Below are 15,195 nucleotides of genomic sequence, written 5' to 3'. Positions count from 1 at the left end.
TCTTTTTGAACTATTATTTAATAACTAAGAATCTGTCATCATCTAACATGAAATCTTTATCTCCTGCCGCTGCTTCAATTGAACCAAATGGCATTTGTGCACGTAATTCCCAGTTTCCAGGGATATTAAACGCATTTTTAATTTCAGTATCAATAAGTGGATTATAATGTTGTAAACTTGCGCCAATACCATTTTCAGCTAATACTGTCCAAACACTTTGTTGAGCACCGCCCAAACCTTGTTCTGCCCAAACTCTGAAGTTATCAGCGTATAAAGCAAAATCTTTTTCATTTTGAGCAACAACATCAGTATCTATAAAGTATAATATTGTTCCAAATCCAGCACGGAATGTTGCAATCTTTTCTTGAGTTTTCTTATATGCTTCAGCATTAGGAACCTCAGATTTAAGACGTTTTTCAACGATATCCCAAACCATGTCTGAATTTTTACCATATAAAATTGCTGCTCTAATTGTTTGATTATTGAATGATGTTGGTGATTTCTTTATAGCATCCTCGATAACACCAGTAATTTCATCAGGTGTTTGACTTACTTTATCCCCTAAAGCGTAAATTGAACGACGTTGTTCCATAAGATCTAATAATTGAGTTTTCATAATTAATTTCCCCTTCTCTATTTGAATAAACTTAGTATATCACTTACTATTAATAAGTAAAGAGATAACACTTATTTTTTTTATCTTAAATAAAAAAAGCTACCTAATCGTTGATTAGATAGCTTTTAAACTTATTATTTATTATGCTCTTGGTTTACGTTTACCCCAATATTGGAAATAATCCGTTCTCAATGAGCCATTATATAGCTTACGTTTTTTAGATGCTCTTGAACCATAATATTCTTCAAAAGTTAAGTCACTTGTTAAGATATATTTACTCCAAGTAGGCATTTGTTTATAAACAACACCCATCTGTTTGTATAAAACACGTACAGATTCAGTATCGCTCAATCGTTCACCGTATGGTGGGTTAGCGACTAAAACACCATTTTCTTTTTCTGTTGTAAAATCTTTTGCAGCAAGTTGCTTGAATTCAATACTATCCAAGACGCCAGCTTCAGCGGCATTCTTTTTAGCAATTTCAATCATGCCAGCATCAATATCATAACCTGCTATATCTAATACTACATCAAGATTTGCTTCACCTTTTGCTTTTTCTCTTAAACGATCAAATAGTCCTTTTTCAACAAAATCCCAATCTTCGAATACAAAATAACGACCGATACCAGGTGCAATATTATGTCCCATTAATGCAGCTTCAATTGGGATTGTTCCTGAACCACATACTGGATCAACAAAAGGTTTTTCTGGATACCAATTAGTTAACATAACTAACGCAGCTGCCATATTTTCTTTTAAAGGAGCATAACCCTTTTCAACACGATAACCACGTTTAAATAAACTGCTACCCGTTGTATCAAGTGTCAATAAGACGTTATCTTTATTAATAGCAACTTCCAATGGATATTTTGAACCCGTCTCTGGTAAGCGTGTTGTACGGTGATAGACATCACTTAATTGATCAACAATTGCTTTTTTCACGATTGCTTGGGCATCTGGAACACTATAGAGTGTTGATTTTTGAGATTTTCCTTGAACAGGGAATTCCGCATCTAATGGTAAAAACTTATCCCAAGAGATTGCTTTTGTTTGTTCAAATAAATCGTCAAAAGTCGTAGCCGTAAACTCACCAACAATGATTTTAACGCGATCTGCGGTTCTCAACCATAGGTTTGTATTAATAACATCTTCCATTGTTCCTTCGAAGCGGACACGACTATTTTCTACTTGAACATCATAACCCATATGTTTAAGTTCGTTTCCAACAATTGACTCAATACCGCTAGCTGCGGTTGCCAATAATTTAAAAGTTTCCATTTTGCACCTTCACTATAATTTAATTTTTTTAATAAAAAAACTAGGATAAAAGAAAATTCTTCATCCTAGTTCATCCTGAAATCATGTAAATTTCTATAAGCCATGTTTTGTACGTCATCCATCTCAGGCGATGAAATCAGTGGTAATCATCTATCTCCAGATATTATCTGCCCCCATGATTTGTTCATTTCCGTCATGAAGCGCCCCTACCAAAGTTTGGGTTGCCTACTCGTGGGGTTTACCGCGTTCCAGCAATACCGTTTCCAATATTGTATCGTCTCTGTGGCACTTTACAGATTACTTTGACATAGCCGAAGCCTTAGTCATTTTATCCGCCGTTACCCGAAGGTACCTTGGCTTATTTTTTCACCAAGCACGAACACTACAAGCATCTCAGCTTGTGCAAGCATGGACTTTCCTCAGCCTAACTTAATAGACCGCAATTACCCGAAATTTACACTGAATCTATATTACATCATTCAATTAATTTAAAATTGATTTCTAGAATTTTCATTCTCATCTAACTGTGCACCAAACACACGACGTTCCAAATTAGATAATCGTTTAAGAATATCCATATTTGAAGTTGTAGATGTTGTTTGGGTCGTCTGTGAACTTTTACCAACAGTAACCTGTTTTGTAAGTTCGTCGACTTGAGCAATTAAACGATCATTTTCTTCTTGAAGTTTTTTGACTTTCTTATCAAAGGTTTCATAATCTTTAATAACATCGTCAAGAAATTCGTCAACTTCTTTAGAATCATATCCACGCATTTTTGTTTCAAAATGTTTTTGTAAGATATCTTTAGGTACAAAATTAACATCCGTCATATTCGTACACCTCATCACTAATTTCTCATAAATAATGTTAATACCTGTTTATTATAGCAGAATTATTTAATAATTCAAATGATTATTTTGTTCCTCTTCCATTTCGTTTGCAATATCTTCTAATTCCATAAAATCTATCATACGTAATGCATAGTTTTTCACTTCTTTAGTTTGCTTTATTTTTAATAAATCAAATTTTGTTTTGCCTTCATTTTCTGAATCATAAAGTAATAACGCGCCATCTGTGTGTTCTATCATAAAAGTTTGATAATTTTTTAATTGCTGTGGCGACTGATAGGTATCCTTACTAACATAATCAGAAAAATCTACATCATTTAATATTTGATTTAAAACTAATTTTTTATCATCTTTCCAATTATTACCAAACTCTTTGAATGGTAGCATAACTGATACCTTGAAATCAGGATATTCATTTTGTATATCTAGGCAAATTTGTGCCGTCCATTGCTCAACACCAAGCTGAGGGCCAGTTATAACCCACTTCAATCCATTTTCTATTTCATTAATAATATTTTTTTTAATTGCGCTTTTAATGATTTTTATTTTAAGATCATTTTCATTAAAAATACCTAATTCGTATGTTCTATAACCAGTCACCCATAAACGCTTCATAATTGATTAAATATTCCTTTCTTATATTAAGAATATGTTACCAAATCCTTTAAAGCTATTAAATTATATCACTTATTGTTATAATATTTTAGATTGGAGCGTGAAATAACTGTGAGTATTAATTATCCTAATGGAAAACTTTATGAACAATCACCTTTAAATACGCAAAAAAAGTCAAATATGCTGTTGTTTGGTAAACGGGGGATGTCATTAGAGGATGATATCAACGTAAGCAACGCATTTTACCTTGCTCATAATATGGCTGTCATTCACAAAAAACCAACGCCTATTCAAATTGTAAAAGTTGATTATCCTAAACGAAGTGCAGCTGTTATTAAAGAAGCTTACTTTCAAACTGCGTCAACAACTGACTACAATGGCATATACGATGGCCACTATTTAGATTTTGAAGCTAAAGAAACTAAAAATAAAACTTCATTTCCGTTAAGTAATTTTCATGAGCACCAAATTAACCATATGAAATCATGTGTATTACAAAGAGGAATTAGTTTTGTTATAATGAAGTTCACAACCTTAGGTAAGGTCTACTTACTACCATCAAAAACGCTATTTACTTACTGGGATAAGCAGAGTGTTAATGGTCGTAAATCAATTCCATTGAAAACAGTCCAAACTGAAGGATTCGAGATACAATATACTTTAAATCCGGTCATTCCCTATTTAAAATACGTTGATAAAATGATAGAGCATCTATAATTAAGGCTTTATATAATTAAAGGAGAATTTTATTTATGGCAACAGCTGATAATAAAGGTACTACTCGTGTTGCGCGACGCGAACAAGAAATAAGCACTAACAAAAAAGGCAACAAAGGTAAAAATAGTAAAGGTAAACTTTTTAAACGTATTTTTTTGAGCTTACTTGCTCTATTCGTTATTGGCGTAATTGCTAGTATCAGTTTATTTTTCTATTACGCCAAAGATTCACCAAAAATAACATCAAGTAGTCTTGAAAGTACCCCTGCAAGTGTCATTTATGCAAAGAATGATGAAATCATCACTACCTTAGGAACTTCAAGAGTCTACGCTGAATCGTCTGACATGCCGCAACTATTAAAAGATGCCATTGTTTCAATCGAAGATAAACGTTTCTATAAACATAATGGCGTTGATCCTGTGCGAATTGTAGGTGCAGCCTTGTCAAATATCACTGGTGGATCAGCTGGTCTTCAAGGTGGTAGTACTTTAACACAACAACTTATTAAATTATCTGTCTTTTCGACAAAAGCATCTGATCAAACAATAAAACGAAAAGCGCAAGAAGCATGGCTAGCATTACAAGTAGAGCGTAAATACAGTAAATCTCAGATTTTAACGTTCTATGCTAACAAAGTCTTTATGGGAAATGGTATTTACGGGATGCAAACTGCTGCAAATTACTATTTCGGTAAAAAATTGAATAAATTAAATACAGAACAAATCGCGTTAATTGCTGGTATTCCTAATGCCCCATCTTCTTATAATCCTTACGCGCATCCAGAATACGCAAAGGAACGACGTAATGAAGTTATTGATGCAATGTTAGCAAATAACAAAATTTCGGCAAGCGAAGCAAGTACAGCTAAAGCGACACCAATTACTTCAGGCCTAAGAACATCACATTCTGCCGAAAAAGATACTTATAATGCAAAAATTTCTGATTCCTATTTAAAAGAAGTTATTCAGTCTGTTAAAGATAAAGGTTTTGATCCTTATAACAGTAGTCTTAAGATTCGTACAAACTTAGATTTGGATGCTCAGAAACGACTTTATGATATAGCTAATACAAATAACTATGTGGTCTATCCTGACAGTAAAATGCAATTAGCTGTTACCATGGTTGATTCAAAAACTGGCGCTATTTCAGCTATGATTGGTGGCCGTAAACAAACAAATGTTACTTTCGGGTATAATCGGGCTGTCGCAACTAGTCGAAGCAACGGTTCAACCATGAAACCTATTATGGATTACGGTCCTGCTATTGAATATCTAGACTACCCAACTAATCAAAAAGTTAGCGATACAAAATATTACTACCCTGATGCTACTACAAAACAATTAAATGATTTTGATAATAGCTATCTTGGAACAATGACAATGCGAAATGCTTTGATTCAATCACGTAATATCCCTGCTATTCGGACACTTGAAGCGGTTGGATTATCAAAAGCCCAAGGATTCGTCAAAAAACTTGGTGTCTCTAAGGATCAAGTTGATACTTACTCATCTGGTATCGGTGCAAACATGTCAACGACTCAAAATGCAGAAGCCTATGCAGCATTTGCAAATGGTGGAACTTATCACAAAGGGACTTATATTTCAGAAATTGAAAGAAAAGATGGTACAGTTGAAAATTATTCTAGCTCAGGTACTAGAGCACTGAAAACATCAACTGCTTATATGATTACTGATATGCTAAAAGGTGTTATTAATAGTTCTAATGGTACAGGTACGGCAGCTCAAATACCGGGTCTTTACCAAGCGGGTAAAACCGGTACTACTGATTATCCATCAAATGTTGCTTCTAAATTTCCATCTAGCGCAGTTATGGATTCATTATTTTCCGGCTATACTTCAAATTACTCAATTGCAGTTTGGACAGGTTATGATTCACCATTAGTCGCAAATAACTACTTAGATGTTAATTCTCAACATCTAGCTGTAGGTATTTATAAAAACTTAATGCAGTACGTTTCCCAATCAGTTTCAAATACGGATTGGACAAAACCTTCTGACGTTTATCTGAAAAATGGCGAATTATCATTAACAGATTCATCTACTGCAGAAACAACAACAGCAGATAGCAGTTCATATTCAGTTCCTAAGATATCAAATAGTTCTAGTTCTTCAGAAGAATCTAGTTCAAGCAGTTCTTCTAGTTCAAGTAGTTCTAGTTCTTCAGAAAGTTCTAGTTCATCTAGTAGTTCTAGCTCCGCTATTAGTTCAAGTGCTTCATCTAAAGCAGACAGCAGTAAAGCCGTTTCGTCTGCTACTCGTTAAATAAAAACCTGGCGATATTCAGTTAAAATTCTGAATATCGCCAGGTTTTTATTTATTTCATTAATTTGACCAATGATATAGGGGTATTTCCGGTTTATCATTAGATTCTTTTGTATTGTCATTATTCTTCACATTATTTGAAAAGTTCTGTTGTTGTCTTTTTTCTTTATCTTTTTTTATGTCTTGACTTGTTTTTATATGCTTCTTTTCCCAATTTAGTAAAATTCTATCCATATATTTTAAACTGTATGCCTGATTAAGGACAGCTTCTTTCAACGCCATCAAAATTAGTTCTGGAATATAGTGGTCTTGATCAATCCACATGCTAATACTTTCTAATTCCATTGGTGATAAAGGTCTTCCAAATTCAACTTCAATTTTTTCATAAACCTCTTTTCGAGAATTATTACTCTTAACAACTTCAACCTTTTCTTGTGTCCTATGACTTAAATTATTTAATTTTTCATATAACACACTAAAATCAAATTGATCGGTGCTGTACCCATTTGAATCATCAATTGTTTTGATAGAAATAACTTTTTTTTCGATTAATTTCTGCAGTAATGTATAGGTTTCCTGGGCCGTCACGCCCATTTGACTGGCAATTTGATTTGTATCTGGAAATTTATTACCTGCTTGATTAAAGCTTAATAGATGGATTAAGAAAATTAATTCATCACTTGATAATCCAATTTTTCGATAATTCCGTAAAATTAAATTAGACACATGGGTTTCCCCTGCTTCTAAAAATTGACTCATAAATGCATCCATAACGAAAATGCCTCCTTAATTAAGAAAAGAACCTTAAACAATTTCGTTTAAAGGTTCTTTTTCTCTACTTTTTTATGGGTAAATACGGTTTAATAGACGTGGGAATGGAATAGCCTCACGTATATGTTCTTCACCTGTAATCCAAGTTGTTGCGCGTTCTAATCCAAGACCAAATCCTGAATGAGGAACACTACCATATCTTCTTAAATCTAAATACCATTCGTAATCTTTTTCGTTCAATCCAGCTTTTTTAATTTGTGCTATTAAGTTATCTACATCAGTTTCACGTTCTGAACCACCAATAATTTCGCCGTAACCTTCAGGAGCTAATAAGTCAGCACAAATAACGACGTCTTCTCTCGTTGGATGTGGTTTCATGTAAAATGGTTTAATTGCTTTAGGATAGTTTAAAACGAATACTGGCATACTGAAATGTTCTGCCAAATAAGTTTCTTCAGGAGATCCAAAATCATCACCCCATTTAGTATCAGGAAATTCACCAGAATTTTGTAATAATTCGACGGCTTCATCATAAGAAATTTTAGGGAATGGTGTTTTTGTATAACTTTTTAAGACTTCTTTATCTCTTTCGAGAATATCTAAAGCATAGTCACAGTTATCTAAAACATTTTGTACTAAGAACGCAATATATTGTTCTTGTACTTCAAGACTTTGTTCTTGGTGCATAAATGCCATTTCGGGTTCAATCATCCAAAATTCAATTAAATGGCGTCTTGTCTTAGATTTTTCAGCTCTAAAAGTTGGTCCAAATGAGAATACTTTACCAAAGGCCATTGCCCCAGCTTCTTCATACAATTGACCTGATTGTGACAAATAGGCATCTTTGTCAAAATATTTAGTATGGAAAAGTTCAGTTGTACCTTCTGGTGCACTACCAGTTAAGATAGGCGCATCAATCTTTATAAAACCTTCTTTATTGAAAAATTCATATGTTGCGCGAATAATTTCATTTCTAATTTGCATAACTGCATATGGTTTCGTTGAACGTAACCATAAATGACGATGATCCATCAAAAATTCTGTTCCATGATCTTTAGGTGTAATTGGATAATCTTGACTATCACCAACTAATTCAAGTGATTTAACTTCAATTTCATAGCCAAATGGTGAGCGTTTATCTTCATGAATCTCACCAATAACGTAAAGGCTAGATTCCTGATGTAACTCTTTTGCCATTTCAAAAGTTTCTTCACTGACATTACTTTTTATCACGACACCTTGGAAAAAGGCACTTCCATCTCGTAATTGTAAAAATGCAATCTTACCACTTGATCTTTTATTAGTAAGCCAAACACCGATTTTTACTTCTTCGTCTACATGGTTTTTAGCATCAATTATACTAATTGTTTTCAATAAACTTCCTCCTCATTACGGTCCTAGTTGCTAGATCGATTTCATTCCTTTTATAATATCATTAGTCAGATATATTAGTCCATAAGACAATTATATATTTTCAACGGATTTTAAAACTTTACCATTTGAGAACTGCAGTGTTTCATAACAAAGAGCTTTTTTCTTGTTCAAATAACTCACTTCCCATGCAGGTACACCGTTGTATATACCAAGTCCGACATTCAATATTTTACTAGGTTTTTTTTCATTCCAGATATAAGTTAAAATATCATTTTTTGTCTTACCATTTGATTGTGATAAGACTTTAACTTTTCCACCTTTTTGAGCAACAATCACATAAATTCTTTTATTAGCTTTTGTTGTCCCTGCAACTGTAAAATAAGTTGCATCCCTATTATATCTATAAAATGCTGTTTCTTTATCTAGTTTTGCGTATTTTTTAGCAATTGTAACAGCTTCTTTTTCAGCTGTAGCCATCGGTGATTTTGCGCGATTATATAAAATAAAAGCACTTACCACAATAACTAATATCGTACCAAGTATCGAAAGAAAAACGATGTTTTTTGATTTTTTGGGGGATCTTCGCATGATCAATTTTTCTCCTGTCTTAGTTTTATACGGTCATATTATAACAGACATTATCTAATTCTGATTAACTATCAGAATTAGATAAAAACGTCTTTAAATCAATAATAATATCTGCCAATGGTTCATTTATAAGTTGTAATTCATCCGGCAATACTTCAATCATTTTTTTACCATAACTTTGATTTATCAATCGATTGTCCAATGCAATCATTGCCCCTTTATCGGTTGACGTCCGAATTAAGCGTCCAAACCCTTGTTTAAGCTTCATTGTTGCTCTAGGCAGTGAATACTCACTGAATACATCCCTACCTTGACCTTCAAACTCTTTTTCTTTCGCCTTTACATTTAACGACTCTGGAGACTCAAATGGTAACCGCGTCACAATTAAAAGTTCTAATCTATCATTTGGTAAGTCAACGCCTTCCCAGAAACTACCAGTACCCATTAAAATAGCGTCTTTACCTAATAAAAATCGTTTTTTTAATTTTTCAGGCCGTCCTGTAACACCCTGAACTAAAAGTTCACGATCAAGATGTAACCCTCTTTTTGTTAATAACCCATAAACATTTGCTATCGTATCAAGCGAATTAAATAAAATTAACGTTTGTTTACGTTGTGATTTTATAATCTCATAAACTGAATCAGCCAAGTAAGATTCATAAAGCTCTTTTGATGATCGAACATCAAAAGCATCACTTGCTACATACAATTTAGCTTGGTTACTATAATCAAAAGGACTCCCTAATTTTTTGATTTTGTAATTATCATCTTGTATATCTAGCTGATCAATAATGTAATCAGGATTACCTGGTAGTAACAAAGTCGCCCCAGTAAACGTCAGGTGATTAAAGTGCCGATAAATTACTTCAGAAAGAAAATGAGTTGCATCTGATAAACTAAATTCAAATTGCATTTTGTCTGTTTGTCCGTTAATCGGAAAACTTAACCAAAGCACCTTTTCATTTAGCTTGTCTTGATTTTGTTCAAATATAGTCCAGCCCTCAGTTTCTGCAAATAATTGCTTAAAAAAGTTATGAACACGATTCAAAAGCTGTTGCTCATCTTGGCCGATATTTTGTTGGCTTTTTGCAGCGATATAACGATCTCGTAAAATGGCATCATCTCTTTTTAAAACAGTTATCACTTTTAAAACAGATTCAAGCATAATTTTATTTCGATTAATCAATCCAATTAGCTCAGTTGATTTTAAAATAATTGCTTTTCCGGTCGTTTCATTTTTTGCTGCTGAATTCCTACTAATTTGTCGACCATATTCTCTTGAAAATTGTCTGATGAGTAACTCAACTGATTCCCGTAATTTCCTAATTTCTGTTAATAATTGATTGTTTTCACTAGCTGTTAAGAAATTAATTGCCATTAAGTCATTAAAAGAAAATTTTTGTGAACTTTGTATGCTAGTCAATAATGAATCACACATATTAATAATTTTCCAGAATCGAATGCGTCCTTTATTTGACTGTAGAGCAACATCAGCAAGATGCTGTGCTTCATCTACAATTAATTCAGGCGCAAGTTTTGTACGATCTGAGTTAAATAAACCAGGATGCTTCATTAAAAAAGCATGATTTGTAAAAATAATTGCTGACGATTCAACTTGTTTATATAACGTATTAATAAAGTCAACTTCAAAAAATTGATCAGTTAATACTAAACTCCCAACCCCTTGATGTTCAATTTGATTAAAAATGGGATTTTGATAACTTGAAAGTTTTAATTCATCAAGTTCACCAGTTTTAGTCATTGTCAGCCATACTAAGATACGTATTTTCATTAAAGCTATCTGTCCAGAGGTTTCTTTTTGTGTTAATTCTTTTTTAAACGCCGCTAAATTTATATAATGGTTACTGCCCTTCAAATTTACTGCAGCTGTTTGAAAAGGCAATAATTTGTTAAGTAACGGTAATGCCTGATTCATCAACTGGGTTTGAAGTAATGTTGTCGCACTACTAATCACAATTTGTTTGCGATTTTGAGCATGATAAGCTGCTGGAATTAAATAACCTAATGTTTTACCGATTCCTGTAGGAGCCTCAATAATTAATGTTCGATTTCCACTTTTTAAATGTTCAGAAATAAGGTCCATCATCTTTGCTTGTTCAGGTCGCCAACTTAATTGTTTTTCAAATATTTTTTTCTTATCTACTTCTGCTTCAGGATAAACATAATTCGTTAAATTAAATGTATCTTGTTTCCTACGTTGAAGGACAATCCCTCCAACAATGTATAGATGATCTGGTAGTCTTTCCTGTCTTCTATTTTTATCACTGTACGCATCAGAAAATAATTCATTTGTATTTCTTAATAAAAATGAACTTAAACGATTTATTTCAAATAAGGTTTCTCTTGGAATCGTTTCTAGTCGAGTTAATAAGAAGATAAATAACTCAGCTGTCACATGGGCATCACTATCGGCATGATGCGGATTTTCGTGAGTCAGATTCAAATATCGACTCAGATCTTTTAATTTAAAACTGGGTGCTGTTGGCAATAAGATTTGACTAAGCTGTACAGTATCGACACCTTTTATTGATAATGCAGGATAGCCAACTCTTTCTAACTCACTATTGATAAATGGCAAATCAAAGTTAATATTATGCGCAACAAAAACTGTATCTTGGAGAATCGCGTAAATCGTTGCGGCGACGTCTTCAAAATAGGCAGCCTTTCTGATTTGACGGTTTGTAATCCCTGTTAATTCTGTAATAACTTTCGGAATTGCCATACCAGGATTAATATCAAACGAGAAAGAATTTATTATTTGATTTTTTTGAACTAAAACGCAACCAAATTGGATCATTCGATCGCCACTTTTAAGATTTGTTCCCGTCGTTTCAATATCCACTACAGCATAAATCGTATTTTTATTCATTGAAGTTTATCACCAGTCTTTTTAAGTTAACGCATTTATGTTTATTTTACCATATTGATTAAAGAATCATATGCCAAAAACTAAATCATTATAAATTCTCAAAGTTCATCCAGTCCATTATAGCTATAACGACAATTTTAAGGTATGATAATGGAAGTAAATTCATCTAGAGAGGACTCTTTTTTTGAACAATTTGTCAGATAATACAGAAGCAAAATTTCTTGGTACTAGCCATGCTAAAATTATATTAATCGGCGAACACTCTGTTGTTTATAGCCAACCCGCTATTGCCCTCCCTTTACCAAATGTTAAAATATCAGTTTTAACGGAAGCAATGGCAGATAAACAATGGATCACAAGTCGTTTTTATAGTGGTGAACTGAAAAATGTTCCCATGAATATGCGTGGCATTAAGCAAGTTATCCAGTACATTTTAAAATCATTGAATAAACGACATCAATCATTTAAATTAACGATTGAAAGTGACATCCCATCTGAACGAGGGATGGGTTCTTCCGCTGCCACAGTTATTGCCATAATTCGAAGTTTGTACGCTTTTTTTGATACGAAAATCGAACGCGATGAACTTCTACTTATTGCCAATATCGCTGAAACAACCACACATGGTTCTCCAAGTGGTATCGATGCCGCAACAACCAGTAGCCGCGATCCCATTTGGTTCATTAAGCACCAAGAGGCTTACCCTGTCCCATTAAACATAGAGGCAACCTTAGTGATTGCTGATACGGGAATCAAGGGCCAAACGGGTTTAACTGTTGGTCAAGTTCGTGATCGCGTCTTATCAAGTCCTGACGTTACTGAAAAAATAATTTCCGAACTTGGTCAATTAACAAGTATGGCTAAGGCACAAATTGCGACAGATGATGCTATAAGTTTAGGACACACATTATCTAGGGCTCATCATTTACTAAAATCTTTAGGTGTTAGTCATCCCAAATTAGATGCACTTGTCAAAACAAGTCTAGAAAATGGCGCTTTAGGTGCCAAACTTACCGGTGGTGGTGGCGGTGGCTGTATGATAGCCCTAGTTAAAACACCCGAAGAAGCTTTAAATCTAAGCCATCTCTTAAATCGTAATGGTGCCATTGCAACTTGGATTCAACCCCTTAAAAAGGAGTCACAACATATTGAAAAATAAAATTTCAGCTCGCGCCCATACTAATATTGCACTCATTAAATACTGGGGTAAACAAAATAAAGATTTAATTATTCCTTACAACAATAGCCTATCCTTAACGTTAGATCATTTTTATACCGATACTACGGTAACTTTTGACGATACGCTAACTGAAGATACCTTCTTTCTAAATTCTAAACAAAAAAAGGATAACAAAGTATCAGCCTTTTTAGATATTGTTCGTAATCAAGCACAAAAAAATATTTACGCTAAAGTAGAATCAATAAATCACGTTCCAACTTCAGCAGGACTTGCGTCATCAGCGAGCGCATATGCTGCACTTGCGCTTGCTGCTAGTCAAGCAATTGGTTTAAATTTAAATAAACGCGATTTATCACGATTAGCACGTCGTGGTTCTGGTTCAGCTAGTCGCTCTATTTTTGGTGGCCTAGTTGAATGGGAAAAAGGTCACAATGATGAAGACTCCTTTGCTATACCGATTGAAGAAACGATTGATTGGGATCTTCAAATGATTGCTATTATGATTAATAGTCATGAAAAAGCGATTGATTCTCGTTCTGGAATGCAACATTCCGTGGACACATCACCTTTCTACAATGAATGGGTTAAATCTTCTGAACGTGATTTAATTGATATGAAAAAGGCTATTATAGAGAAAAACCTCGAAAAAGTTGGTCAAATTGCTGAAAATAATGCAATGAAAATGCACGCAACAACTTTAAGCGCTAATCCCAGCTTTACTTATTTTAATCCTGACAGCATACGTGCTATGGATGCTATTCGTGACTTGCGTCAAGAAGGTATTACCTGTTACTTCACAATGGATGCTGGTCCAAATGTTAAAATAATTTGTTCCAAAACTGAAACACCTTATATTTTAAATAAATTAAGTCCACTTTTTGGTGCAAAAAATCTTTTGGTTGCCAAGCCTGGACCTGGAGCGACACTTATTTAGTGTTATCCATATTGAAAGGAATTGAGCTATTTGATCACCGCTAAAGCACCAGGAAAACTTTATATTGCAGGAGAATACGCAATTGTTGAACCTGGATCACCAGCAATTATTGTTGCTATTGATCAGTTTGTAACTGTAACAATTAAAAAGAGTAAAGAAACAGGTAGTATTTCATCTAAACAATACCAAGAAAATTCTTTATCTTGGTATCGTCAAGGGACAAAAATTATTTTTGATAATCGAGATAACCCCTTTCACTACATATTATCGGCGATTCATTTAACCGAATTATATGCACAATCCATCGGAAAACAGATGGTTAATTATCATGTCAATATTGATAGTGATTTAGATAGTACTGATGGTAAAAAATATGGTTTGGGCAGTTCTGCTGCGGTTACCGTAGCAACCGTTCGTGCCGTTTCACAATTTTATAATTTAAAATTAACGGATAACGCTCTATTTAAATTATCAGCAATGGCTCACCTAGATGTTCAAGGAAATGGTTCACTCGGAGATATTGCCGCTAGTGTTTATGGCGGATGGATTGCTTATTATTCATTTGATCGAGAATGGTTAAAAATTATGAGACAAGGTACGCCACTAACCGAACTTTTATCTATGGATTGGCCTATGCTTTCTGTCCAACGCCTACCGCAACCTAAAGATTTAGAATTATTAATCGGTTGGACTGGCTCTCCAGCTTCAACTTCCATTTTTGTTGATAAGATGGCCCTTTTTAAAGCAAAACAAAAAAAGACTTACTCTGAATTTTTAGAAGATTCAAAAAAATGTGTCACTGCAATGATTGATGGCTTTAAATTAAACAATTCCATCATTATTCAACAAGAAATTACAAATAATCGAATGATTTTACAACAATTAGCCGATGCTAGTCAGGTAATAATTGAAACCGAATCATTAACTTCCCTTTGTAATTTATCAGAATCCCAACATGCTGCCGCAAAAACATCAGGTGCTGGCGGTGGTGATTGCGGTATTGCATTAGCAACCTCTGAAACAAATCGTACTGAATTATTTAAAGATTGGGCACAAAATGATATTCAACCTTTGGATATCAAAGTGACCTTATAGGATAAGG

General features: G+C 33.8%; 13 protein-coding genes and 1 other RNA gene. 5 read left to right on the top strand and 9 right to left on the bottom strand.

All coding sequences use genetic code 11. The annotated features are described in order from the left end of the window. Window positions 1–13: 13 nt before the first annotated feature. From AC1RPQ_RS02910 to AC1RPQ_RS02890, 5 genes are all read right to left on the bottom strand, one after another. Window positions 14–616 (bottom strand): nitroreductase family protein, encoded by a 603-nt coding sequence (locus AC1RPQ_RS02910; RefSeq protein ID WP_481761295.1) that lies wholly within the window; start codon window positions 614–616, stop codon window positions 14–16. A gap of 141 nt (window positions 617–757) precedes the next feature. Next, the gene (locus tag AC1RPQ_RS02905; RefSeq protein WP_409022567.1) at window positions 758–1,894 is read right to left on the bottom strand and encodes a THUMP domain-containing class I SAM-dependent RNA methyltransferase; all 1,137 of its coding nucleotides are present in this window, start codon (window positions 1,892–1,894) and stop codon (window positions 758–760) included. 91 nt (window positions 1,895–1,985) lie between these two features. Next, an RNA gene (gene rnpB, locus AC1RPQ_RS02900) (RNase P RNA component class B) lies at window positions 1,986–2,349 on the bottom strand. 33 nt (window positions 2,350–2,382) lie between these two features. Beyond that, window positions 2,383–2,724 carry a cell division regulator GpsB gene (gene gpsB / locus AC1RPQ_RS02895; RefSeq protein ID WP_481761294.1) on the bottom strand — a complete coding sequence of 114 codons (342 nt, stop codon included), beginning with the start codon at window positions 2,722–2,724 and terminating at the stop codon, window positions 2,383–2,385. Window positions 2,725–2,790: 66 nt separating this feature from the next. Continuing rightward, complete coding sequence (locus tag AC1RPQ_RS02890) at window positions 2,791–3,357, bottom strand: SLOG family protein (protein WP_481761293.1); 567 nt, start codon at window positions 3,355–3,357, stop codon at window positions 2,791–2,793. A gap of 111 nt (window positions 3,358–3,468) precedes the next feature. On the opposite strand from AC1RPQ_RS02890, the gene recU reads away from it, so the two are divergent. Both recU and AC1RPQ_RS02880 read left to right on the top strand, forming a co-directional pair. After that, complete coding sequence (recU, locus tag AC1RPQ_RS02885) at window positions 3,469–4,074, top strand: Holliday junction resolvase RecU (RefSeq protein WP_481761292.1); 606 nt, start codon at window positions 3,469–3,471, stop codon at window positions 4,072–4,074. A gap of 35 nt (window positions 4,075–4,109) precedes the next feature. Beyond that, window positions 4,110–6,356 (top strand): transglycosylase domain-containing protein, encoded by a 2,247-nt coding sequence (locus tag AC1RPQ_RS02880; protein ID WP_481762177.1) that lies wholly within the window; start codon window positions 4,110–4,112, stop codon window positions 6,354–6,356. A gap of 60 nt (window positions 6,357–6,416) precedes the next feature. Here the strand turns inward: AC1RPQ_RS02880 and AC1RPQ_RS02875 are convergent, their stop codons facing one another. The 4 genes from AC1RPQ_RS02875 to AC1RPQ_RS02860 all read right to left on the bottom strand — a co-directional run bounded on the left by AC1RPQ_RS02875 (window position 6,417) and on the right by AC1RPQ_RS02860 (window position 11,979). Then, window positions 6,417–7,127 carry a DnaD domain protein gene (locus tag AC1RPQ_RS02875; protein WP_481761290.1) on the bottom strand — a complete coding sequence of 237 codons (711 nt, stop codon included), beginning with the start codon at window positions 7,125–7,127 and terminating at the stop codon, window positions 6,417–6,419. A 72-nt stretch (window positions 7,128–7,199) separates the two neighbouring features. Continuing rightward, window positions 7,200–8,501 (bottom strand): asparagine--tRNA ligase, encoded by a 1,302-nt coding sequence (gene asnS / locus AC1RPQ_RS02870; protein WP_409022573.1) that lies wholly within the window; start codon window positions 8,499–8,501, stop codon window positions 7,200–7,202. Between the two features lie 90 nt (window positions 8,502–8,591). Further along, window positions 8,592–9,089, bottom strand: coding sequence for a cell wall elongation regulator TseB-like domain-containing protein (locus AC1RPQ_RS02865; protein ID WP_481761289.1), 498 nt, complete (start codon window positions 9,087–9,089; stop codon window positions 8,592–8,594). 64 nt (window positions 9,090–9,153) lie between these two features. Next, window positions 9,154–11,979, bottom strand: a complete 2,826-nt coding sequence (locus tag AC1RPQ_RS02860; protein WP_481761288.1) for a helicase C-terminal domain-containing protein — start codon at window positions 11,977–11,979, stop codon at window positions 9,154–9,156. Window positions 11,980–12,163: 184 nt separating this feature from the next. Here AC1RPQ_RS02860 and mvk point away from each other — a divergent pair, with 184 nt between their 5' ends. The 3 genes from mvk to AC1RPQ_RS02845 are packed head-to-tail and all read left to right on the top strand — an operon-like array spanning window position 12,164 to window position 15,188. Then, window positions 12,164–13,138: a mevalonate kinase gene (gene mvk, locus AC1RPQ_RS02855; protein ID WP_481762176.1), complete on the top strand. Its 975-nt coding sequence runs from the start codon at window positions 12,164–12,166 to the stop codon at window positions 13,136–13,138. Beyond that, window positions 13,128–14,093, top strand: coding sequence for a diphosphomevalonate decarboxylase (gene mvaD, locus AC1RPQ_RS02850; protein WP_481761286.1), 966 nt, complete (start codon window positions 13,128–13,130; stop codon window positions 14,091–14,093). The genes mvk and mvaD overlap by 11 nt, the downstream gene beginning before the upstream one ends. Window positions 14,094–14,123: 30 nt before the next feature. Continuing rightward, entirely contained in the window at window positions 14,124–15,188 is a 1,065-nt protein-coding gene (locus AC1RPQ_RS02845) for a phosphomevalonate kinase (protein WP_481761406.1), read from the top strand. Window positions 15,189–15,195: the final 7 nt, after the last annotated feature.

The organism is Dellaglioa sp. CoH-57-MRSF-21 (assembly GCF_056781915.1).
The sequence above is the reverse complement of the archived record's forward strand: the minus strand, read 5'-3'. Positions and strand labels throughout refer to the sequence as shown.